Source organism: Ferrovibrio terrae (genome assembly GCF_943372915.1).
GTDB classification, from domain to species: Bacteria; Pseudomonadota; Alphaproteobacteria; order Ferrovibrionales; family Ferrovibrionaceae; genus Ferrovibrio; species Ferrovibrio terrae_A.
Genome location: NZ_CALSAN010000007.1, coordinates 1 through 22,572 on the forward strand (window position 1 = coordinate 1; position 22,572 = coordinate 22,572).

A 22,572-nucleotide genomic window follows, 5' to 3' on the forward strand; every position below is an offset into this window, starting at 1 on the left:
TGGCGGCGGTTCCTTTTTGGGGGATATGCCGCAGCCGTCTGGCGCTGGCAGTGGTAATGCCGCCCAGCGCATAGACCATCAGCCCCCGGTGTCGTGCGAGCGTGGCCAGAGCGGCGAAGCGCAGCACCCCCAGCCCTGCCGCACCCGGATGGCTGGCAGTGGCAAAAACCGGCGAAATCAAAACCGCATCCACACCTGTGAGTGCTGCCCGCCGCACTGCACCGGCATCATGGGCCGCGGCGGTCACCTGCCCCAGGCCGGCACGCCGCGCTGCTGCCGTCCGGCCAATCAGCCCCTGTGGCAAATGCAGGCCATCGGCATGCACGGCACGGGCGAGCCGCACATCCCCCGCGATCAGCAGCACCAGGTCCTGACGGCGGCATAGCGCAGCGACCTGCCGGGCCAGCGCCAGCCGCCGGGCCGGCGCCAGTTCGTAATGGCGGAACAGCACGCCTTCGCCCCGTCGCAGGCGCCGGATCGCCGGCAGCGGATCGGGTAAACGCCTGGCATCTGTCACCAGCCAGCGCAACGGCCAGGCCTCAGGCTTTCGCCGTGATGCGGGGGTTGCTAGCGTGCGGCCCTGTTGTTTCATTTTTACAGCGTGCCATGCCCCAGTCTCCATCGGAAGCATCTGACCTTGCCACCACCCTCGACGGGCGCCTGGCCGCCATCCGGCAGCAGATCGCTGCAGCTGCCGAGACGGCGCAACGTAAGCCCGATGCCGTGACCCTGATCGCGGTGGCAAAGACCTTTCCCGCCGAAGCGGTAATCGAGGCACTGGCCGCCGGCCAGCGCCATTTCGGCGAGAACCGCGTGCAGGAAGGCATGGCCAAATATCCAGATCTGCGGCCATCGCATCCCGACCTGGTTCTGCACCTGATCGGCCCGCTGCAGACCAACAAGGTGAAACAGGCCGTGGCCCATTTCGACGTGATCCACACGCTGGACCGCCAAAGCCTGGCTGAGGAACTGGCCAAGGAATTTGCCAAGAGCGGCCGCCGCCTGCCCTGTTTCATCCAGGTCAATACCGGCGAGGAACCGCAGAAAGCCGGTTGTGGACCGAAAGAGGCCGACGCCTTCATCGCCGCCTGCCGCGCGCTGGACCTGCCAGTGGTCGGCCTGATGTGTATCCCGCCGGCTGAGGAAGAACCGGCCCCGCATTTCGCCCTGCTGAACAAGATCGCCCGGCGCAACGGGCTGGATCAGCTCAGCATGGGCATGAGTAGCGATTTTGAAACCGCCGTGATGCTGGGGGCCACCCATGTGCGCGTGGGCAGTGCCATCTTTGGCGGCCGCAGTTACCCGCCCGCAGGTTAGCTTCCGGCGAGCTTTGGCAGATCGACGAGCAGGCTGTCGCGTGCCTGCGGACCTGCGCCCATTGCAGGGCCACCATCCAGCCTTCTTAGACGGGCGAAAACCACAGTTCGCTCTCCCGGCTTTTCGGCCCAGCCGACGAACCAACCAAAGGGCTGCATGCGATCCACATTGCCGCCGATGCCTCTCTGGTAGCCGCTGCCGGTCTTACCGCGCAGGGTCCAGCCATCAGCAGTGAATACCGGCAGGCTCGTCATTGCCTTCTCCTGCGCTGCCCGCGACGCCGGCAGCCTGCGATCCAGAAGCCTGCGCAGGAAAACAATCTGCTCGCGTGGCGAGATCTGCAGCGAGGAATAACCGAGCCACGCCTGGGTCAGGCCGTTCTTTTTGCCCGGATCGCCGGAGAGGTCACGGTTGCCGTAATCGAAACCATCGACATAGCGTTGGAAGGCCGGCATGCCGAGCTTCAGGGTCAGCTGCTGCGAATACCAGACGATGGATTCCTTCAGCCAGTATGATGGGTTGGCATCCTGCCGCGCCTCTTCCCGTGACACGCGATACTCCCGGCGATATGGCCATACCGGTTTGTGAGTATCTTGCAGGATGCCTGCATCGAAGCCCATCACCGCCAGCGGCAACTTGAAGGTCGATGCCGGGCTGATCCGCGATGCACAATCGCCACTTTCATGCAGCACATTGCCATCGATGGCATTCACCACCAGCGTGCAGATAGCAGCCGCCGCCGCATTGTACATGCCAAACAATACCAGGCCGCATACAGCAGCCAGAGCCTTTAACATCGGCAGTCGTGTGGCGTCAGTTTTTCTTGGTGGTGCCACCGGATGCCAGCGTGACACTGTCGCCGGTGATGACGAAGGTGACCGAGCCATCGCTGGTCTTATAGGTCCACTGTTCCAGCGGACCCAGCTTCTGCAATTCGGTCGGCTTGCCGAGCGCCTTCTCCAGCGCCGCCTTGGTCTTGGCCGGCTCGGCCTTCTTCAACGCCTCTTCGGTCGAAGGCGGCCCACAGGCGATCAATGCCAGCGGCAGGGCAAGCGTGAAAGCTAAGCGGGCCAAGCGAGCCATGATCATACTCCTGAAATAAAAGGGGGCCGGGTTAGTTAAACGGCCAACCCGGCCCACGTAAAGCAGTAAAGGATTGTTTTAGGGCTTGACTTAGAACTGCAACGGCGTCGCCTGCCGGACGCCCGGGATCGCCTTCACCTTGTCAGCCACCGCCGCCGGGATCGGGCCATCGACCTCGACCAGGCAGATCGCTTCCTGGCCGCGCGCGGCGCGACCGAGATGGAAGGTAGCGATGTTGATGCCGGCATCGCCCAACACGGTGCCCAGCCGGCCGATGAAGCCCGGCTTGTCCTCGTTGGTGACGTAAAGCATGTTCGGGCCGAGTTCGGCATCGATGTCGATGCCCTTGATCTCGACGACACGCGGATTCTTGTTGGCGAACAGCGTGCCCGAGAGATGGCGCACCTTGTCGGCATGGATGGTGACGCGCATCAGGGTCTGATAATCGCCCTCGCGGTCATGCTTGACCTCGGAGACCTCGATATTGCGCTCCTTGGCCACCAGCGGTGCGTTGACCATGTTGACGCTGCTGAGCTGGCGGCGCAGCAGGCCTTCCAGCACGATGGCCGTCAGCGGACGCGTATTCAGCGTCGCGGCATGGCCTTCGTATTCGATCATCACCTTGGTCAGGTTCGCCTCAGCCAGCTGGCCGACGAAGCTGCCGAGCTGCTCGGCCAGCTTCATATAGGGGCGCAGCTTCGGCGCATCCTCGGCCGAAACCGACGGCATGTTCAGCGCGTTGGTGACGGCGCCCGACAGCAGGTAATCGGCAATCTGTTCCGCTACCTGCAGCGCAACGTTTTCCTGTGCTTCGTTGGTCGAGGCACCCAGATGCGGGGTGGCGATAAAGCGCTCATGGTTGAACAGCGCGTTTTCCTTCGCCGGCTCGGTGACGAAGACGTCGAAAGCAGCACCGGCCACCTGGCCGCTGTCCAGCGCGTCCTTGAGCGCTGCCTCGTCGACCAGCCCGCCGCGGGCGCAGTTGATGATGCGAATGCCCTTCTTGGCCTTGGCCAGCGCCTTGGCATCCAGGATGTTCTTGGTCTGCTCGGTCAGCGGGGTATGCAGGCTGATGAAATCGGCACGCGCCAACAGTTCGTCCAGCTCGACTTTCTCGATGCCCAGCGAAGTCGCACGTTCCGGCGTCAGGAAGGGATCATAGCCGATGACGCGCATCTTCAGACCCTGGGCGCGGTCAGCGACGATGGAGCCAATATTGCCACAGCCGATCAGGCCGAGCGTCTTGCCATAGAGCTCGACGCCCATGAAGCGGTTCTTTTCCCACTTGCCGGCCTGGGTGGAGCGGTCGGCCTGCGGGATTTCGCGGGCCAGCGCCATCATCATGGCAATGGCATGCTCGGCGGTGGTGATCGAATTGCCGAATGGGGTGTTCATCACGCAGACGCCGCGCGCGGTGGCAGCCGGAATATCGACATTGTCGACACCGATGCCGGCCCGACCGACCACCTTCAGCTTCTTGGCGGCTTCCAGCACCTTGGCCGTCACCTTGGTGGCGGAGCGAATGGCCAGGCCATCATAATCGCCGATGATGGCGAGCAGTTCCTCGGGCTTCAGGCCCGTCTTGATATCAACCTCGACACCGCGCGACTTGAAGATGTCGACGGCGGCGGGGCTCAGTTCGTCGGAGATCAGAACCTTGACCATGGGATAGTCCTCAGATTTTCAAAAATGGGGAAGAGGAACGGGCGCAGCCCAGAAAGGCTTCTTGGAACTGCGCCCGTGAATGGGTTCAGGCGGCGACGGCCGGCTTGTAGGTCGCCTTCACTTCCGCGAAGGCCCAGTCGAGCCAGGGGCAGAGCGCGGCCACATCGGCGGTCTCCACCGTGGCGCCACCCCAGATGCGCAGGCCCGGCGGGGCATCGCGATAAGCGGCGATGTCCATGGCCACACCTTCCTTCTCCAGCAGAGACGCGATCTGCTTGGCGGCAGCTTCCTGGTTCTTGGCATCCAGCGCCGTAAACCAGGGATCGACCACCTTGAGGCAGATCGAGGTGTTGGAGCGCACGGCGACGTCACCGGCGAGGAAATCGACCCAGGCGGTCTTGGCAGCCCAGTCGGTGATCGCCTTCAGGTTGGCTTCCGAGCGGGCGATCATGCCCTTCAGGCCACCGACGCTCTCGCCCCATTTCAGGGCATCGAGAATGTCTTCGACGCAGAGCATGGACGGCGTGTTGATGGTTTCGCCCTTGAAGATGCCTTCGATCAGCTTGCCATCCTTGGCCATGCGGAAGATCTTCGGCAGCGGCCAGGCCGGGGTATAGCTTTCCAGGCGCTTCACGGCGCGCGGGCTCAGCACGATCATGCCGTGCGCCGCTTCGCCGCCGGTCGCCTTCTGCCACGACCAGGTGGTGACATCCAGCTTGGCCCAGGGCAGATCCATGGCGAAGACGGCCGAGGTGGCGTCGCAGATTGCCAAACCCTGGCGGTCATCGGCGATCCAGTTGCCGTTCGGCACCTTCACGCCAGACGTCGTGCCGTTCCAGGTGAAGACAACGTCGCGGGTCCAGTCGACCTGTTTCAGGTCGGGGATTTCGCCATAGCCGGCCTTGAGTGTGCGAACATCCTTGAGCTTCAGCTCCTTGGCGATATCCGAACCCCAGCCGGCGCCGAAGCTTTCCCAGGCCAGCACATCGACGCCGCGCTCGCCCAGCATGGACCACAGGGCCATCTCGACGGCACCCGTGTCGGAGGCCGGCACGATGCCGATCTTGTAGTCGGCCGGAATGCCGAGCAGCTTGCGGTGATTTTCAATCACGTCCACCAGGCGCTGCTTGCCCTCTTTCGAGCGATGCGAGCGGCCGACCAGGGCGTTCTTGAGGATTTCGGGGGTCCAGCCGGGGCGCTTGGCGCAGGGGCCGGAGGAGAAATGCGCGGAATTGGGGCGCAGAGCAGGCTTAGTCATCTGTCTATCCTTCCAGATAGTAAGCGCCCCGTTGGGGGGGCGTGTCCCGCGGCCCTTCTACCCGGAGTCGGGGGGCGGGCGCAACGGTTGAATCCGTCCTTGTGTGGTGATGCGGAAAATGTGCCTCGCTTTCACAGGGTTAGCGGGTCGCGGCCTGCAAGCTGGCTGTAAGGCCTGCATGATCTAACCGGGCGTCCCCTCCCAGAACCGGTTGGTCATGACCCCTGCTTTTTCCCCGCCGCGCCTGCGTTTCTGGCTGCTGTGTATTGGCATCTTCATCGGCTTGGCCGCCGCCGTCCGCATGGTGCTGACCATCTGGGTGGCGCGCGACACCCCTGACTCCATGCTGTCATTTGTCACCGTCTGGCTGATCGGCTTGCTGGACGACACTGCCACCGGCATCCTGCTCGGCCTGCCGTTCCTTGCCGGGCTTTATCTATTTGCCCGCCCGCTGAAATGGCGTCCCGGAAAAATCTTCGCCCATCTGCTGTTGATCCTGCTGCTTGGCGTGGCCGTTTTCAGTGCCGTCGCCGAGCTGTTCTTCTGGGAAGAATACAACAGCCGCTTTAACGGTATCGCGGTCTACTACCTGATTTTCCCCAAGGAAGTGATCGGCAATATCCGCGAGTCCTTCGACTTACGCTATTACCTGCCACCGATCGGCATCATCGTGCTGGTCGTCTATGCCTTTCTCTGGCGTCGCCTTAATCGCGCGCTTGATGCCCCTTTCATAGCCAACGAGCGCCGCCGCGGCCTTACCCTTGCCGCCATAGCGACGGCAGTGGCGGTTCCCTTCATCATATCCGGTCCCTATGAACCAGTAGCAGCGCGAACCGCCAACGAACTGGCGGTGAATGGCATACACAGCATGCTGAATGCCTATTTCACCAATGACAGTAAATACGACGGCGTCTATGCCGGGATCGACGAGGCAGAGGCGCTTCCACTGGTTCGCGAGATGGTGCAACAAAACAATACCGTCAACCTCGCCGCACCGGGCGAGCGCAGCCTGCGCCGTCGCGTCGACAACGGACCGACACCAGCCAAAAAGCTGAATGTGGTGCTGATCCTCGAAGAATCCTTCGGCTCGGTCTACTTCGAGGACGTTTACCAGGACAAGCAGCGCGACTACTGGAAAACGATCTCGCCAAACTGGCACCGCCTGGCCGAAGATGGCCTGCTGTTCACCAATATCTATGCCACCGGAGATCGCACCGTGCGCGCATTGGAGGCAATCTTCACCTCCTTCCCGCCCATTCCTGGTATTTCGACGGCGCGTCGTGACGGTTCGGAAGGCATGAATTCACTGCCATTTCTTCTGAATAAGTTCGGCTACCGCACGGCCTTCCTGTACGGGGGGCCGACCACTTTCGACAACATGGGCTATTTCTGGAAGACCATCGGCTTCGATCAGGTGCTGGGCCAGAGCGATATCGCCGACCAGGGCTTCAAGACGATCTGGGGGGTGGCCGATGAGTTCATGTTCAAGGAAGCCCTCGCACGCATCGACCAGATGGCGGCAGAACCGGGGCCGTTCTTTTTCGCCAGCCTGACTGTCAGCAATCACCGCCCATTCATGTATCCCCAAGGCCGGATCGACCTGAAACCCGCCCCTAACAAGCGCGATCATGCTGCCGCCTATGCCGACTGGGCACTGGGCCAGTTCATCGATGCGGCCCGCAAGAAACCTTGGTTCGACGACACCATTTTCGTGATGATCGGCGATCACGGCCCCAAGGTCTGGGGTGCGGCGCAGATTCCTGTACAGGCCTTCCGCGTACCACTGATCTTTCTGGCGCCGAAACACATCATGCCACAGCGCAACCCGGTCCTCGGCTCAAGCATGGATGTCGGCCCCACCCTGCTCGGCCTGCTTGGCCTGAGCTACGACAGTCCGTTCTTCGGCGTCGATCTGCGCCGGGTGCCGCCGCGTGGCGGGCGCATCGCCATGGCACATAATTTCGATGTCGCATTCGGCGACGGAAAGAATGCCGTGGTGCTGACACCGAAGGGCGCTCTGCGTCCCTATAGCATGCAAACCGGTCCGTTCCAGCTGGACCCGGTCACGCCGGAAAATGTGCCGCCGCTGATCCTGAAACAGGCGGTGGCGCAAACCCAGACCGCGCATCGCATGTTCTATGCGCGGCAATATCACGAATTGTCTGCAGGTCAGTAAACAGACCGGCTCAGGTCAGGCGCGCGTTGGCATCTGCTGCCAGTTCCATCAGGCGCGGCGCGCGATCGGAGACCTCGCGCAGGATGGTCTCGGCCACCACAAGGCGCTTACGCGCATCCTCGTCCAGCACGCCTTCGATATGTTCGCGATCGATGCGAGCAACGGTTTCATGCAATTCCCAGATGGTGGCCAGGAAGACTTTCTGGGTGCCGACCGGCAGCACCTCGGCGCCTTCGAGTGCCGGGAAAACCCGCAGCACCACATCGATCTTCATGCGCAGCAGGTCGACAATCAGCTGGCTGTGATACTCGCGCAGCTGGACTGCGGCATCCTTCTCCGCATTCTCCATGCGGTCTTCGATCAGCACCAGCACGCCCTCAATCTCGGTGAGCGCGTCGCGGTATTCGTAATAAGGTTCGTAGGTGGCCTTGCTGATCCGCTGGATGGCATCTTCGGCCATCCTGCGCGCACGCTTGGTCTGGCGTTTCAGCGCATCGAGCAGGGTCTCGATCTCGGGCTTCCGGTAGCTCTTGCCGGCAATCTTGGTCATCGTCTGCGTTCTCTTGCCCGCGACCCCATGGCGGTCGGCGCGTGTCTGCATACTAGTCGAATCACCGGACGCGCAGCCACCGGCATATTCGTGACAGTTCATACAAAAACGGTCGCCCGAGAATGTCGGGCGACCGTGACGTCAGAATCAGCAAGATTCCAGCGCGTATTTGCGGTCAGTCAATGCGCGCACCAGACGCCTTGGCCACTTCAGACCAGCGCTTGATCTCGGTGCCGAGGAAGCTGCCGAAGGCGGCACCCGTCATGTTGGGCACCTCGGAACCGTTGTTCTTCCAGATCTCCTTCACCTCTGGCGTGTTCATTGCTGTGGTGACTTCCTTGGCCATGCGATCCACCACCGCAGCCGGGGTACCCTTTGGCGCCCACATGGCATACCAGGTCGAGACCTCGTAACCATCGAGGCCGGCTTCCTTCGCAGTCGGGACATCGGGGAAAGCGGCCGAGCGCTTGGCCGATGCCACCGCCAGCGCCTTGATGCGGCCGGCCTTGATCTGCGCTGCCGAGGATCCCAGGCCATCAAAGATCATCTCGATACCCTGGCCGCCGACGAGATCCTGCATGGCCGGACCGGCGCCACGATAGGGCACATGGGTGATGTCGGTTTTGGTCAGGATCTTGAACAACTCGCCGGCCAGATGATGCGAAGTACCATTGCCGGCCGAACCGTAGCTCAGCTTGCCCGGCTTGGCCTTGGCCTCGTCAATCAGCTGCTTCAGCGTCGTGGCCGAGGTGCGGCTGGTATTGATCACCACCACCTGCGGCGGCTGCGCCAGCAGCGCGACCGGCACGAAATCCTTCTCGATATCGTAATCCAGCTTCGGATAGACCGAAGGCGCGATGGCATGGTGCGCACCGCCGATGAAGAAGGTGTAGCCATCCGGCGCCGCACGCGCCGCTACGCCGGCACCCACGGTGCCGCCGGCGCCGCCGCGATTGTCGATCACCACCTGCTTGCCGAGCTGGTTGCCCAGATGCGCCGCCAGCGGTCGGGCGAAGGCATCGGTGCCGCCGCCGGCCGGGAAGGGCACGACAAAGGTGATCGGTTTCTCGGGCCATGCCTGCGCCTGCACGCCATGCGCGCCGAAGGTCGCTGCGGCCAAGACCGCCACCGTTAACGTCAGAATCTGCCGCATAATGTCTCTCCCTTCCAAGCGAGCCGGTTCAATCCGGCTGTCGCGCGTTTCCTCAGGATCAAGACTCTTAAGGCAAAGCTGCCGGCAGACCAACAATTTCGTTGGACCTGCAACCGTTTTGCACTGCACACCGATGCCGAAATTTTCACCCCGCCAGCAACACCGCCAGCGCAAGCAGGACAAAGGCGCCGGCAGCGATGTAGCGGACCTGGACCAGCGGCAGTCGGCGCAACAGGGCTTCGCCAAAGAAAACCACCGGCACATTCGCCAGCATCAGACCCAGGGTGCTGCCGAGGGTGATCACCAGCACGGCATCGAAACGCGCCGCTAATGCAGTGGTGGCCAGCTGTGTCTTGTCACCGATCTCGGCCAGAAAAAACAACACCAGCGTGGTGAGGAAGGCACCCCAGCGCCCGGCCTTGGGCGCGGCATCATCATCCAGCTTGTCCGGGATCAGAGTCCAGACAGCCATGGCGACAAAGGACGCAATCAGCACCCAGCGCAGCACGCGTGGTTCCAGCAGGCCTTCGATCCACACGCCAAGCGCCGCAGCCGCAAGATGGTTGGCAATTGTGGCCGCCAGGATCCCGGCCATGATCGGCCACGGCTTTTTAAAACGCGCGGCCAGCAGCAGCGACAGCAACTGCGTCTTGTCGCCGATTTCGGCGATGGCGACCACGCCGGTGGTCGTGAGGAACGGGCCGGCGAAATCTGGGGCAATGTCTGAAAACACGGGGCAGCTCGAAACGGACCGGGCGGCGATACTGGCCATAGGCTGTCCCGTCGCCGCCCGGTCCGGGATGCAACGGTACAAGCCTAAGGTCTCGCCATACCGAAGTGGATTCGGTCCGAAAGCGCCAAGGCAAGAGGGCTGGTCTCCGCTCGCCTAGTCTGTTGACGCTGTCCCCGCTCATCTTCTGCAAGACGGCGGACGGCTACTCCCCAAAGGGTGCGGTGCAGGTGTAGCGCGAATACTCCGCGCTGCCAAGATATGCGGTGGCGCATACGCCTCTATTCGCTTCGCGCGAGAAGAAAGCCCGCAGCGCAATCGGAAGTATTGGCGTTCCGCGGAACAAACGATAAACTGCCGGAATGGTCGCACGCTGCCGTACCGTCGCATTCCAGGGCATCGAGGTGATGCCGGTCGAGGCGCAGGTGCAGCTTGCCAACGGCCTGCCGGCTTTTGCCGTGGTCGGCCTGGCCGACAAGGCGGTGGCGGAAAGCCGCGAACGCGTGCGCGGCGCCTTGGGTGCCATCGGGCTGGCCCTGCCGCCCAGGCGCATCACGGTCAATCTCGCGCCGGCCGACCTGCCCAAGGAGGGCAGTCATTACGATCTGCCCATCGCGCTGGCTCTGCTGGCCGCCATGGGCGTGCTGCCGCCCGATGCCCTGGACGGCTTTGTGGCCCTGGGCGAACTTGGTCTCGACGGCGCCATCGGCCCGGTGACCGGCATTCTGCCTGCAGCCCTTTCCGCCCATGCCAATGACCGCGGCCTGATCTGCCCGCAGGCGCAGGGTGGCGAGGCGGCCTGGGCCGGCGATGCAGCCCGGGTGCTGGCTGCACCATCGCTGCTGGCCCTGATCAATCATTTCAAGGGCAGCCAGGTGCTGCCCACGCCACAGGCCGGCATCGCGGCGGAAGACGACCGCGCCCTGCCCGACCTGCGCGACATCAAGGGACAGGAAAGCGCAAAGCGAGCGCTGGAGATCGCCGCGGCCGGCGCCCATAACCTGCTGCTGATCGGCCCGCCGGGTGCGGGCAAATCGATGCTGGCGCAACGCCTGCCCGGCATCCTGCCGCCGCTCGATTCCGCCGAGATTCTTGAGGTCAGCATGATCGCCTCGCTGGCCGGTCAACTGGCCGAGGGCAAGCTGACGCGGCGGCGACCGTTCCGCGCGCCCCATCATTCGGCGTCAATGGCAGCCCTGGTCGGTGGCGGCCATCGCGCCAGGCCGGGCGAAGTGAGCCTTGCCCATCTGGGCGTGCTGTTCCTCGATGAGCTGCCGGAATTCAATCGCCAGTCGCTCGATTCCTTACGCCAGCCACTGGAAAGCGGTGAGGCCGTGGTGGCGCGTGCCAATGCGCATGTCAGCTATCCGGCCCGCGTGCAGCTGGTGGCCGCGATGAATCCGTGCCGCTGCGGCCATCTCGGCGATCCGGCACAGGCCTGCAGCCGGGCACCAAAATGCGCCGGCGACTACCAGGCGCGCCTGTCCGGCCCGCTGCTCGATCGCATCGATCTCACGCTGGAAGTGCCGGCCGTCAGCCCCGATGATCTCAGCGCACCGCCACCTGGCGAGAATAGCGCCACCGTCGCTGCCCGCGTGGCGCAGGCCCGTGCCATCCAGCGCGACCGCTACTCCCGCACCGGCAGCGGTGGATTGTCGAAAGACGGCCGCAGCGTGATCCGCACCAATGCTCAGGCCGATGGCCAACTGCTGGAGCTGATTGCAGCCCCCGACGATGCCGGGCGCAACCTGCTGACCGAGGCTGCCAAGGCGATGCATCTGACGGCGCGCGGCTATCACCGCGTGCTGCGCGTGGCCCGCACGCTGGCCGACCTGGATGGCAGCGACAGCGTGCGCCGGAGCCACGTGGCGGAAGCGCTGAGTTATCGCAGGCTGGGGTTTGTGAGGTAAGAAAAAGGGCGCCGTTGCCGGCGCCCTTTACAGGTTTTGCTCACGACGACTCCGTCATGCCGCGATTTTTTCCGTCTCACGAATATGATCCGGAATGCGGGAGCCAACCAGGATATCCAGATCGAGGAACGAGACCATTCGCGACTCGCGTGCAAGAAGCGCAGTCAGAAATGCGTTCTCATCCTCCATCCCCGTTTGCGGCACCGGCTGCAGCTCGCCCGCTGTCGCGGAGAGAATATCCGAGACGGCATCGACCAGCAGGCCATAGAAACCAGCAGCGGCCTCAACCACAATCACAACATGTGTGGCGGTCGGCGAACTGCGCTCGGCCCCAAGCCGGATACGCAGATCATAGATCGGCACCACCTGGCCCCGCAGATTGATGACACCCCGAACTGCAGGCGGGCAATTCGGCAGCGGATTTTCCACTGTCCAGCCGCGGATTTCACGGACGGCCAGAATGTCGATGCCATATTCCTGGCCGGCAGCTGCGAAAGTGAGATACTCCCGCTCGGCATGACTGAGCATGCCACCGTCAGAAGCGACAACCGCGCCCATCAGAATTGCTCCCACGTGCTGTCCTGCGGCTTGACCGCAGCATTGCCATTGGTGGCGACCACTTTAATCACTTTGGCCATCTTCTGGGCCGGGCGCTTGTCGGCCGATTTTTGCGGCAACCGGGTAACTGTGGCAGAAGTACTACGCTGCACGGAACCTGCTTCAGCACTCTGGCCGTCGATCTTGTAGCGCTGCACAAGCTCAGCCAGTTCCTGCGCCTGGCTGGAAAGCGACTGCGCCGAGGCAGAAGTCTCTTCAACCAGAGCGCCATTGCGCTGGGTCATCTCGTCCATACTGCCGACCGCCGTGTTGATCTGCTCCAGGCCCGTCGACTGCTCACGGCTGGCCGCCGCAATTTCAGCCACGATGTCAGACACCTTCTTGATCGCGCCGACAATCTCGGTCAGCGATCCCCCGGCCTGATTGACCAGGGCGGCACCGGTCTTGACCTGCGTATTGGAGGCCTGGATCAGCGCCTTGATGTCCTTTGATGCATTGGCCGAACGCTGTGCCAGCGCACGGACTTCCTGGGCGACCACAGCAAAGCCCTTGCCGGCTTCGCCGGCGCGGGCGGCTTCCACCGAAGCATTGAGCGCCAGCAGGTTGGTCTGGAAGGCAATCTCGTCGATCAGGCCGATGATGTCGCTGATCTTCTGTGCGCTTTCCTCAATGCGCGTCACTGCCACAACGGCGTCCTGCACCACAGAACCGCCCTTCTCGGCCGTATCGCGGGCCGCAGAGGCGAGCTGATTGGCAGCCTGGGCATTATCGGCGTTCTGCTTCACAGTCATGGTCACTTCATGCATCGACGCGGCGGTCTCTTCGATGCTGGCGGCCTGTGATTCAGTACGGCTGGCCAGATCCTGGCTGCCCGTGGAAATCTCGTTTGAAGCGGCGGCGATGGTGTTGGACGCCTCACGAATGCTGCTGATGATCGTGGTCATAGCGTCGACCAGATCGTTGACCCCCGCGCACAGCGAACGGATTTCGCCGGTCTTGCCATCGAGATCGATCCTCTGGGTCAGATCGTTGGCCTTCGTTGCATCGACCACGTCCTGAACCTGCTGCACTGCGAGCTGGGTCATCTGCGCCAGACGGGTCTGTGCCGTGATGTCGGTGGCATACTTCACCACTTTGTACGGCCGGCCATTGGCGTCCATGATCGGATTATAGCTGGCCTGAATCCAGACTTCCTTGCCGCCCTTGCCAATGCGCTTGTATTGCGCGGCATCATACTCGCCACGACCGAGCTTGGCCCAGAAGTCACGGTATTCCTGGCTCTCACGCAACGCCGGCTCGACGAACAGGCTGTGATGGCGCCCCTTCACCTCATCGAGCGTATAGCCAAGCGTGTTCAGAAAGTTCTCGTTGGCATGCAGAATCTTGCCGCTCAAGTCAAACTCGATCACCGCCTGCGCCTTGCTGATGGCGCTGAGCTGGCCTTCGTAGTTGGCCATCAGCATTTTCTGCTCGGTGATATCAGAGGCGAATTTCACCACTTTATAGGGCTTGCCGCTGCTGTTGAAGATCGGGTTGTAGGTGGCCTGGATCCAGATTTCCTTGCCGCCCTTGCCGATGCGCCTGTACTGCCCCGCATCGTATTCACCGCGCCCCAGCTTGGCCCAGAAGTCACGATACTCGGCGCTGGCACGATAGGCCGGATCGACGAACAGGCTGTGATGCTGGCCCTTCACCTCGTCCAGGGTATAGCCGAGCGCATTCAGGAAGTTCTCGTTGGCATGCAGGATCTTCCCGGTCAGATCGAACTCGATCACCGCCTGCGCCTTGTTAATGGCATCGAACTGGGCCCTCAGATCACTTGAGCTGGGCCCCTTGGACATTCCGAACATTTTCCACCTTTAGGCTTTTGATGCCGGATCCCTCCCGGCTAGGTGGAAGCATCAAGCCTAAAAATGTCGGGTGTTTCGAATTACAAACCTGTAATTATTGGCGGATTATCAGGAATTAACATCATTAGCGAATCACTGCCATTCCTTCGTAGCGCCCGGTCGCATGTCTACTATAGCGCGCGCTGTGGCCATGCGGCGGACGCACTGAGTTAGAGAAGCCGGGTTAGTGCGCTGACTAGGTATTGTGGACCTCGGTAAAGCGCCGCATGCCAAAAGCGAAGACCAGCCCGCCGGCATACATCAGCACGCCATAGAGGCCGCCGGGTATCGCCAGCGCATCATCCTGCAGCACGGTGCTGGCAATCACGATGGCGAGTGTCGCATTCTGGATCGCGGTCTCGATCCCCAGCGTGACCGACTGCCGCCGCGACAGCTTTGCCAGTCCGGCGACTGCGAAGCCGCAGGCCAGCATGACCAGGTTGAGCGTGAGGGCAAAGCCCGCCAGACTGCCGAGATTGTCGCGCAGCAGAGCCCAGTTCTTGGCCACCGCGCCCAGCACGATCAGGATGAACAGGATCGCCGCCAGCCGCGTCGCCCGCGGTTCCCAGCGCAGCGCGCCGGCCGACCAGCGATGACGCACCAGCATGCCGAGTCCCACCGGCACGCCCAGCATCAGGAAGATCTGCCCCATCATCAGGCCGACCGGAACGGAAACGGTCTGCGCAGCGCCAGAAAAATGCTGCATCGACCAGATCACAATCGGCGGCAGCGTGAAGATCGTTGCCACACTGGCCACCGCCGTGAAGCTGACCGCCAGCGCCACATCGCCGCGCGCGATATAGGTGAGCAGGTTGGAGGTGGTGCCGGTCGGACAAGCGGCCAATATCATGAAGCCGATGGCGAACGTGCCGCTCAGGCCGAAGGCCTTGATCAGCAGGAAGCAGATCACTGGCAGCAGTATGAAGTGGCACAGCACGCCCACCAGCAGCGCGCGCGGTTGGCGCACGATGCGGACAAAATCGGCCAGCGTCAGGCCCAGCCCCAGCGTGAACATGATGAATGCGAGAATGGCCGGCAGCAGAATGCCGGTAACGATATCGCCGTCCATGGCGCTCCCTCCCTGCCGTCTATAGCGGCATTGTGCGGGCGGTGTCGTGGCACCGCTCGCATCACGATACGCGATGCAGGATGCGGTTTCCACGCCTGCCTTGGCGCATTGTCGGGGTGCAATCGCAGGGTCGCAATGCTTCGGCCGACACCGTAGCATTGGCCGATGCCTCCGCCCGACCGGCATGCCATGGTGCGGCCGAAGCCCAGATATCCAGGATCAGTATCTCTCATGACCGTTGCCGCCGCAGTCCAGCCCCGCCCATTGATGATCGAATTCCTGCTGCTGGCCACGCTGGCGACGCTGTGGGGTGCGTCCTACACCTTCATCAAGCTGGGCGTGCAGACCATTCCGCCGGTGACTCTGATCGCCGCCCGCACGGTGATTGCTGGTGGCCTGTTACTCCTGATCCTGCGCCTGCGCGGGATCGGCCTGCCGCGCGATGCCGCCACCTGGCGCCATCTGGCGATCCAGGCCTGCATCAACTCGGTGCTGCCGTTTACCCTGATCGCCTGGGCCGAGACCCGCATCGAGGCCGGCCTTGCAACGATCCTGAACGCCACGACACCGATCTTCGCCTTCCTGATCACCTGGGCGGTCACCCGGCATGAGGCCGTATCGGCACGCAAGCTGTTCGGCACCATCATGGGACTGGGCGGCGTCTGCCTGATTATCGGTGTCGGCGTGTTCACCGATCTGGGCAGCGACCTGTGGGGCCAGCTGGCCATGCTGCTGGCCTCGCTATCCTATGGCGCCGCGGCCATCTACGGCCACAATTTCAAGCATCTCGATTCGATGGTGCCGGCAACCGGATCGCTGCTCTGCGGCGCTGTTGTGATGGTGCCACTCAGCCTGATCATCGATCAGCCCTGGACGCTGCAGCCGTCGCAGGCCTCCCTGCTGGCGCTGATTGGCCTCTCGGTGTTTTCCACCGCACTGGCTTTCGTGATCTACTTCCGCCTGGTACGCACGCTGGGTTCGGTCGGCACAACTTCGCAGGCCTATCTGCGCATCCCGATCGGGGTTGGCATCGGCGTGGTGTTTCTGGGTGAGAGCCTGGCCGGCTCAGCCTGGATTGGCCTGGTGTTCGTGATCGTCGGCGTGGCGGCCATGTCGCTGCCGGCGCGCAGCAAGGCGTGACAATTCACGCGGCTTCGGCGGTATCCGACAAGTAAAGTGCGCCGAGAATCTTGGTCACGGCGCCACCTTCCATCAGCGGCAATGCCAACTTGTCGACCTGCAGATATTCACGGGCCGAAGGGCTGATGCGCGAGGCATAGACCGGTGCGCCGACACGCACCACCTGGCGATACTCGTCCAGCGGCTTGTCGCCGATCCGTCCCGCCGCATCGCTGACCGTCTTGCCCGTCAGGTCGAAACCGAAAATGCCGACCAGTGCCGTACCATAGAGGCGATAGCGGTATTCATAATTGTCGAGGCAATCGAGCAGCATCAGATGTCCAAACCACGGCCGCAATTCTTCCAGCGTGAAATCGCTGCGCGGCGGCGCCTGTCGGCTGCCCCGTTTGGCATTCCACAAATCGTAAAGCGCACGCAGTTTGGGATGGGTGATGGCGACATCGGTCATGTCGTCATGATAGGTGAAAATCCGGCGTTTGAACTGCATGAACATCGGAGCGCCTCGGTTGCTCGCTGAATCAGATGCTTGGCGTCGGTTCTGGACAGCAGAGCGGAGGGTGAATGACTGTACCCAGTGGTTTTTCGATTAGATCACAGCCTGCGCGCGAAAAATTTGGTAACCGTCCGCTCAGCCAGCGAACCTCGACTTTGAGCCGTCAGGGGGGCGTCTGCGGCATCAAAGCCAGAGCCCGGCCCCGAATCGGCCGTTTTCCGGCCTGCCGCAGGGTAGCCCTACCGCCCGGAAGCCGCTAAATAACCTGCCTCACCCTCGGCGCCCGGGCCCTGGGCCCGTCAACGGCACGGATACGTCCGCAGCAATGGCCATTCAGAAAACAGATGTCGCAATCATCGGTGCCGGCCCTGTCGGCCTGTTTGCCGTTTTCGAATGCGGCATGGTGGGCCTGAGCTGCCATGTGATCGATGCGCTGGATGCCCTCGGCGGCCAATGCAGCGCCCTGTATCCTGAAAAGCCGATCTATGACATTCCCGGCTTCCCACGTATCAGCGGCGCCGGCCTGGTGGAACAGCTGGAACAGCAGAGCGCGCCCTTCAAGCCGGTCTACCATCTGGGCCAGTGCGTGGAAAAAGTCGAGCAGCCGCACGGCAACGGTGGCGGCTTCCGGCTGACCACATCGAAGGGCGGCGTGATCGAGGCCGGTGCAGTCATCATCGCGGCGGGCGCCGGCGCTTTCGGCCCCAATCGGCCGCCACTGGATAATATCACCGCCTTTGAAGGCCAGCCCGGCGGCACCGGCGTGCATTACCTGGTGCGCCGCGCCGAGGATTTCCGCGCTCGCAGGATCGTGATTGCCGGCGGTGGCGACAGCGCGGTGGACTGGGCACTGGCCCTGCATGGCATTGCCAGGCAGATCTGGTTTGTGCATCGGCGCGACCAGTTCCGCGCCGCGCCCGACAGCGTCGCCAAGCTGCGCGCGCTCAACGGCCATGGCATTGATATCGTCGTGCCCTATCAGCTGGACGCACTGGAAGGCAGCAATGGCGTGCTGACCGGTGTGACCGTGAAATCCCTGGAAGGCGATAGCCAGCGGCTGCCCGCCGATGCCCTGCTCGCCTTCTTCGGCCTGAAGAGCGATCTTGGCCCTATCGCGCAATGGGGCATTGCGCTGGAGCGCCATCACCTGCCGGTCGATCCGGCCACCTGCCAGACCTCGGTGCCCGGAATCTTTGCCATCGGTGATGTGGCGACGTATCGGGGCAAATTGAAACTGATCCTGACAGGCTTTGCCGAGGCCGCATCAGCCGCCCATGCCATCTATCCGCTGCTGCATGGCGGCCAACCGCTGCATTTCGAATATTCGACCTCGAAGGGCGCGCCCGGCAATCCCAAAGCCTAGACGATCCGGCTGGTACGATTGCCCCAGTAGCGGTCCTTGATCAGACGCTTGTACAGCTTGCCGGTGGCATGGCGCGGCAGGGCTTCCTCGAAATCGATCGAGCGCGGGCATTTGATGCTGGCCAGATGCTGGCGGCAATAGGCCAGCAGTTCCTCGGCGAGCGCCGGCCCGGCATCCGCCATGGTGACCGGCTGCACCACGGCTTTCACCTCTTCACCGAAATCCTCATTGGGCACACCGATCACCGCCACATCGGCAACCTTGGGGTGCTCGATCAATACATTCTCGGCTTCCTGCGGATAGATATTCACGCCGCCGGAAATGATCATGAAGGCCTTGCGGTCGGTCAGGTAGAGATAGCCTTCCGCGTCGAGATAGCCGACATCGCCTAGCGTGCTCCAGCCCTTGTCGTTGAAGGCCTGCTGCGTCTTGCCGTCATCGTTGTGATAGGTGAAGGGCTGGCCATTGGCGAAATAGACCAGACCGGACTCGCCGACACCCAGCTCCGCGCCGCTTTCGTCATCGACGATATGCAGTTCGCCGATGATAGCGCGACCGACCGAGCCCTTGTGCCCCACCCATTCCTGGCTGGTGATGAAGGTCATGCCATTGCCTTCGGAGGCGGCGTAATACTCAAACAGTACCGGTCCCCACCAGTCGATCATCTGCTGCTTGGTGGCAACCGAGACCGGCCCGGCGCCATGGATGGCGACGCGATGCGAGCTGAGATCGTAGCGGCTACGCAGCTCTGGCGGCAACTTCAGCATGCGCACGAACATGGTCGGCACCCAGTTGCTGTGCGTGACCTTGTACTTTTCAATCAGGCGCAGGGACTCCTCGGCATCGAAGCCCTGCATGATGACCAGCGTGCCGCCGACCTTCGACACCAGCATGCAGTAGCGCAGGGGCGCTGCATGATACAGCGGTGCCGGCGACAGGTAGACCATGTCTGGACCATAGCCATAAAGGCTGTAACCGTTATCGACGAAATAACTGCGTGCCCCGACCGGATCGCCATTGATCGGCCGCTTGATGCCCTTGGGCTTGCCTGTGGTCCCCGAGGAATAGAGCATGTCGCGGCCCTGCATCTCGTCAGCAATCGGCGTTGCCGGCATGGCCGCCACGGCAGCTTCCCAACTGTCGTAGCCCTCTGCCAGGCCGCCGATCATGAAGAAGTGCTCGACGCCCTTGCACTGGGCGCGCAGTTCCGCCGCCATGGCCTGAAAGTCGCTGGTGATCACCAGAACGCGGGCACCGGCGTCGCTGACGACATAGGCGATCTCAGGCGCGCTCAGGCGGGTGCTGATCGGTGTGTAATAGAGCCCAGCGCGGTCGGCGCCGAAACAGACTTCGAAAAACTCCGGCCGGTTCTCGATCACCAGTGCCATATGGCTGCGATGGCCGAGCCCGAGCTTGCGAAACAGATGGGCGGCACGATTGGAGGCGGCTTCCAACTGACCGAAGGTTGTCACCTCTCCCGTCTCAGCGATGATGATCGCGGGCTTGGCAGGTGTCTTCTTGGCATGCTCGGTGATGTAGACGAGATTCGACAATTCAAGCTTCCTTCTGCAACACGGCACGCAACTCGGTCTTCAGCACCTTGCCATAGTTGTTTTTTGGCAGCGCCGGCACAAATCGATACTGCTTCGGGCGCTTGAAGCGGGCGATATGGTCTAGGCAGAGCGCGTCGAGTGCCGCCGCCGTCGGCGCCGCACCACGACGGGCGACCACGAAAGCAATCACCTCCTCGCCCCAGTCGGCATGCGGCTTGCCCACCACCGATACTTCATCGACATCGGGATGGCGCAGCAACACCTCTTCCACCTCGCGCGGATAGATGTTGCTGCCGCCGGAAATGATCATGTCCTTGGAGCGATCCTTGAGGGTCAGGAAGCCGTCATCGTCGAAACTGCCGACATCCCCGGTATGCAGCCAGCCACCGCGCAACGCCTGCGCGGTGGCGTCCGGATTGCGCCAGTAGCCGGCCATGACCACCGGGCCGCGGCAGATCACCTCGCCCACTTCGCCGTTGGGCAGCGGGTTATCGTCGGCATCAACCACACGCACCTCGACATCGGTGCGCACCGTGCCGGCCGAACCGAGCCGGGCCAGATAGCGCGGATGGCCATAATCGACATGCATGCGCTTGTCCATGCCGGTGATGGTCATCGGCGCCTCGCCCTGGCCATAGATCTGCGCCAGCTTGGGCCCCAGCACACGCATGGCCTCCTGCAGGTCGGCGACATACATCGGTCCGCCGCCATAGACGATGGTTTTCAGATTGGCGGTATCGGCACCGGCGATCTGCGGCGCATGGATCAGGCGATGCACCATGGTGGGCGCAAAGAAGAAGCTGCAGCCCGGCCAGTGCGCGATCAGATCAAGCGTCTCGGCCGGATCGAAGCCGCCGGATTCCGGGATCACCTGATTGGCACCGCGCGCCACATGCGGCAGGCCATAAAGGCCGGAGCCATGGCTGATCGGGGCGCAATGGATGATGCAGTCCTGCGGGTCGATATGATCGACATCGGCGAAATAGTTCATCACTGCGGCCCACAGATTGCGATGGGTCAGCATGGCGCCTTTGGGGCGACCGGTGGTACCTGACGTGTAAAACAGCCAGGCCAGATCGTCGGGCGTTACCTCGGCCATCGGCGTGGCTGCTGCATCATACAGCGCGGTATAGGCCGGTGTTTCCAGAACGATCAGGCCATGCAGGCCCGGAATATCTTTTGTCAGCCGCGCCAGGTCATCGGCCAGGGCGGCGGAGACGACCGCCAGCTTCGCCTCGGCATTCTCGATGATCCAGGCAACCTCGCGCGCATGCAGCTTGGCATTCACCGGCACGGCGGCAATGCCGGCATGCCAGAGCGCAAACATCAGCTCCCAGTATTCGGGACAATTCTTGAGCAGCAGCGCCACACGGTCGCCGCGCTGTAGCTTGCCGGCTGCGACCAGCCCGGCAGCCAGCCGAGGCACCCGCTGGCCCATCTCGGCGTAGCTGAGCCGCACAGCACGGCCGACGGACAAAGCCGGTCGTTCGCCCCAGATTTTGGCTGCCCGATGCAGCAGATGCGCCAGATTCATGGTCGCCCCGGACTGTTTCCTCCGGGCTATGTTACGCAAACAGCCCCGGGGCCAACAGGCCCCAGCGGGCTGCACAAACAAAAGCGGCGCCGGTAGACGGCGCCGCGGGTATCGATCCGGTATTTACGCCGATCAGGCGTGGTATTCGGTCACGATCAGGCCTTCGTCAGCCGAGAAGCGGTTCTGGTATTTCGGGGCGATGCGATCCACCGGCAGCAGGATGAACACATCGGTGGTGCCGAACTGGTGGTCGATCACAGCGCCATCGCCGATATAGGCGCCCAGCCGCAGATAGCCTTTGATCAGGGGCGGCAGCGCATGCAGTGCAGCGCGCGGGCTGACCTGATCGGCCGGCATCAGATTCATTGAGACGAACCGCTCCGGCAGGGCACGCACACGCCATTCCTGCGGCGGCAGATGGTTATGGTGCAGGTAGCTGAGCGCCAGCGCATGGTCTTGCGGGTTGGTGCCCGGGAAGGAGGCACAGCCGAACATGAAGCTGATGCCATGATCGGCGACATAGGTGGAAATGCCGCGCCACAGCAGCTGGATGGTGGCGTTGGTGCGATAGTCGCGATGCACACAGGAGCGGCCGAGTTCCAGCAGGCCGCCGCCGACACCGACATAATCGAGCATGATCTGCAGGTCATATTCCGACGCGGAATAGAAGCCGCCATGCAATTCGGCAAACTGGCGCCGCAACAGACGATAGGTGCCTACAGCCTGTTCGCCTTCGGGGCGGCGACGGTCGAACACCATGAGGTGATCGCAAAGGCGATCGAACTGATCAAAGTCAAGACCAAGACGGGCCATCTCCGGCGAAGGCTCCGCTGCCATTTCCTCATAGAACACCTGATAGCGCAGACGCTGGGCCGCGGTGATATCTTCGGGGCTGCGCGTAAGGCGCACCTCGAACCGGCCGTCGGCAGACGTGCACTGCCAGCCGCTGCGTGAAGCGCGGGGCTGTGGGAGGGTCGACGGGACGGAGAGAGGCAACTGCATGTTCATACTCCGACTATCGCTATACACGATGATGCAATAGTGTCAAATCTATGACACATATATTAAAACGCGTATTCAAGGGAAATATGTTGCGGTCACACAGCGACTGCAACCCCTAAATATAGCGTC

At 62.6% G+C, this 22,572-nt stretch carries 20 protein-coding genes; 5 read left to right on the plus strand and 15 right to left on the minus strand.

Going from position 1 to position 22,572, the window contains the following annotated elements:
* The coding region (locus AAG821_RS06590) for a thiamine phosphate synthase (protein WP_341916236.1) at positions 1-517 on the minus strand (517 nt) is incomplete at its 3' end.
* 89 nt (positions 518-606) lie between these two features.
* Between AAG821_RS06590 and AAG821_RS06595 the strand changes: the two genes are divergently transcribed.
* The gene (locus tag AAG821_RS06595; RefSeq protein ID WP_341909526.1) at positions 607-1,317 is read left to right on the plus strand and encodes a YggS family pyridoxal phosphate-dependent enzyme; all 711 of its coding nucleotides are present in this window, start codon (positions 607-609) and stop codon (positions 1,315-1,317) included.
* On the opposite strand, the gene blaOXA is transcribed toward AAG821_RS06595, so the two are convergent.
* The 4 genes from blaOXA to AAG821_RS06615 all read right to left on the minus strand — a co-directional run bounded on the left by blaOXA (position 1,314) and on the right by AAG821_RS06615 (position 5,323).
* Positions 1,314-2,069: a class D beta-lactamase gene (blaOXA, locus tag AAG821_RS06600; RefSeq protein WP_341909525.1), complete on the minus strand. Its 756-nt coding sequence runs from the start codon at positions 2,067-2,069 to the stop codon at positions 1,314-1,316. The two genes, AAG821_RS06595 and blaOXA, sit on opposite strands and share 4 nt — an antisense overlap.
* 61 nt (positions 2,070-2,130) lie before the next feature.
* The gene (locus tag AAG821_RS06605) at positions 2,131-2,400 is read right to left on the minus strand and encodes a hypothetical protein (RefSeq protein ID WP_341909523.1); all 270 of its coding nucleotides are present in this window, start codon (positions 2,398-2,400) and stop codon (positions 2,131-2,133) included.
* Positions 2,401-2,490: 90 nt separating this feature from the next.
* A complete protein-coding gene (serA, locus tag AAG821_RS06610; RefSeq protein ID WP_341909521.1) occupies positions 2,491-4,065 on the minus strand; it encodes a phosphoglycerate dehydrogenase in 1,575 nt (524 codons plus the stop codon).
* A gap of 85 nt (positions 4,066-4,150) precedes the next feature.
* Positions 4,151-5,323 (minus strand): phosphoserine transaminase, encoded by a 1,173-nt coding sequence (locus AAG821_RS06615; RefSeq protein ID WP_341909519.1) that lies wholly within the window; start codon positions 5,321-5,323, stop codon positions 4,151-4,153.
* 217 nt (positions 5,324-5,540) lie between these two features.
* Here AAG821_RS06615 and AAG821_RS06620 point away from each other — a divergent pair, with 217 nt between their 5' ends.
* Positions 5,541-7,499, plus strand: a complete 1,959-nt coding sequence (locus AAG821_RS06620) for a sulfatase-like hydrolase/transferase (RefSeq protein WP_341909518.1) — start codon at positions 5,541-5,543, stop codon at positions 7,497-7,499.
* A 10-nt stretch (positions 7,500-7,509) separates the two neighbouring features.
* On the opposite strand, the gene AAG821_RS06625 is transcribed toward AAG821_RS06620, so the two are convergent.
* The 3 genes from AAG821_RS06625 to AAG821_RS06635 form a co-directional block, all read right to left on the minus strand.
* Entirely contained in the window at positions 7,510-8,049 is a 540-nt protein-coding gene (locus AAG821_RS06625) for a hypothetical protein (protein WP_341909516.1), read from the minus strand.
* A gap of 175 nt (positions 8,050-8,224) precedes the next feature.
* Positions 8,225-9,202, minus strand: coding sequence for a tripartite tricarboxylate transporter substrate binding protein (locus AAG821_RS06630; RefSeq protein ID WP_341909514.1), 978 nt, complete (start codon positions 9,200-9,202; stop codon positions 8,225-8,227).
* 145 nt (positions 9,203-9,347) lie between these two features.
* Positions 9,348-9,935 carry a TMEM165/GDT1 family protein gene (locus AAG821_RS06635; RefSeq protein ID WP_341909512.1) on the minus strand — a complete coding sequence of 196 codons (588 nt, stop codon included), beginning with the start codon at positions 9,933-9,935 and terminating at the stop codon, positions 9,348-9,350.
* 359 nt (positions 9,936-10,294) lie between these two features.
* On the opposite strand from AAG821_RS06635, the gene AAG821_RS06640 reads away from it, so the two are divergent.
* On the plus strand, positions 10,295-11,842 hold the full coding sequence (locus tag AAG821_RS06640) for a YifB family Mg chelatase-like AAA ATPase (protein ID WP_341909510.1): 1,548 nt from the start codon (positions 10,295-10,297) through the stop codon (positions 11,840-11,842).
* Between the two features lie 54 nt (positions 11,843-11,896).
* Here the strand turns inward: AAG821_RS06640 and AAG821_RS06645 are convergent, their stop codons facing one another.
* The 3 genes from AAG821_RS06645 to AAG821_RS06655 all read right to left on the minus strand — a co-directional run bounded on the left by AAG821_RS06645 (position 11,897) and on the right by AAG821_RS06655 (position 15,358).
* Positions 11,897-12,400, minus strand: a complete 504-nt coding sequence (locus AAG821_RS06645; protein ID WP_341909508.1) for a chemotaxis protein CheW — start codon at positions 12,398-12,400, stop codon at positions 11,897-11,899.
* A complete protein-coding gene (locus tag AAG821_RS06650; protein WP_341909507.1) occupies positions 12,400-14,241 on the minus strand; it encodes a methyl-accepting chemotaxis protein in 1,842 nt (613 codons plus the stop codon). The genes AAG821_RS06645 and AAG821_RS06650 overlap by 1 nt, the downstream gene beginning before the upstream one ends.
* Positions 14,242-14,485: 244 nt before the next feature.
* The gene (locus AAG821_RS06655) at positions 14,486-15,358 is read right to left on the minus strand and encodes a bile acid:sodium symporter family protein (protein WP_341909505.1); all 873 of its coding nucleotides are present in this window, start codon (positions 15,356-15,358) and stop codon (positions 14,486-14,488) included.
* Between the two features lie 231 nt (positions 15,359-15,589).
* Between AAG821_RS06655 and AAG821_RS06660 the strand changes: the two genes are divergently transcribed.
* Positions 15,590-16,498 carry an EamA family transporter gene (locus AAG821_RS06660; protein WP_341909503.1) on the plus strand — a complete coding sequence of 303 codons (909 nt, stop codon included), beginning with the start codon at positions 15,590-15,592 and terminating at the stop codon, positions 16,496-16,498.
* A 4-nt stretch (positions 16,499-16,502) separates the two neighbouring features.
* Here the strand turns inward: AAG821_RS06660 and AAG821_RS06665 are convergent, their stop codons facing one another.
* The gene (locus AAG821_RS06665) at positions 16,503-16,985 is read right to left on the minus strand and encodes a PAS domain-containing protein (RefSeq protein ID WP_341909501.1); all 483 of its coding nucleotides are present in this window, start codon (positions 16,983-16,985) and stop codon (positions 16,503-16,505) included.
* 331 nt (positions 16,986-17,316) lie between these two features.
* Here AAG821_RS06665 and AAG821_RS06670 point away from each other — a divergent pair, with 331 nt between their 5' ends.
* Positions 17,317-18,354 carry an NAD(P)/FAD-dependent oxidoreductase gene (locus tag AAG821_RS06670; RefSeq protein ID WP_341909499.1) on the plus strand — a complete coding sequence of 346 codons (1,038 nt, stop codon included), beginning with the start codon at positions 17,317-17,319 and terminating at the stop codon, positions 18,352-18,354.
* Here AAG821_RS06670 and AAG821_RS06675 read toward each other — a convergent pair.
* From AAG821_RS06675 to AAG821_RS06685, 3 genes are all read right to left on the minus strand, one after another.
* Complete coding sequence (locus tag AAG821_RS06675; protein ID WP_341909497.1) at positions 18,351-19,907, minus strand: acyl-CoA synthetase; 1,557 nt, start codon at positions 19,905-19,907, stop codon at positions 18,351-18,353. The two genes, AAG821_RS06670 and AAG821_RS06675, sit on opposite strands and share 4 nt — an antisense overlap.
* Before the next feature lies 1 nt (position 19,908).
* Positions 19,909-21,441 (minus strand): long-chain fatty acid--CoA ligase, encoded by a 1,533-nt coding sequence (locus AAG821_RS06680; RefSeq protein ID WP_341909495.1) that lies wholly within the window; start codon positions 21,439-21,441, stop codon positions 19,909-19,911.
* Positions 21,442-21,573: 132 nt separating this feature from the next.
* Positions 21,574-22,443 (minus strand): GNAT family N-acyltransferase, encoded by an 870-nt coding sequence (locus tag AAG821_RS06685; RefSeq protein WP_341909493.1) that lies wholly within the window; start codon positions 22,441-22,443, stop codon positions 21,574-21,576.
* Positions 22,444-22,572 lie beyond the last annotated feature (129 nt).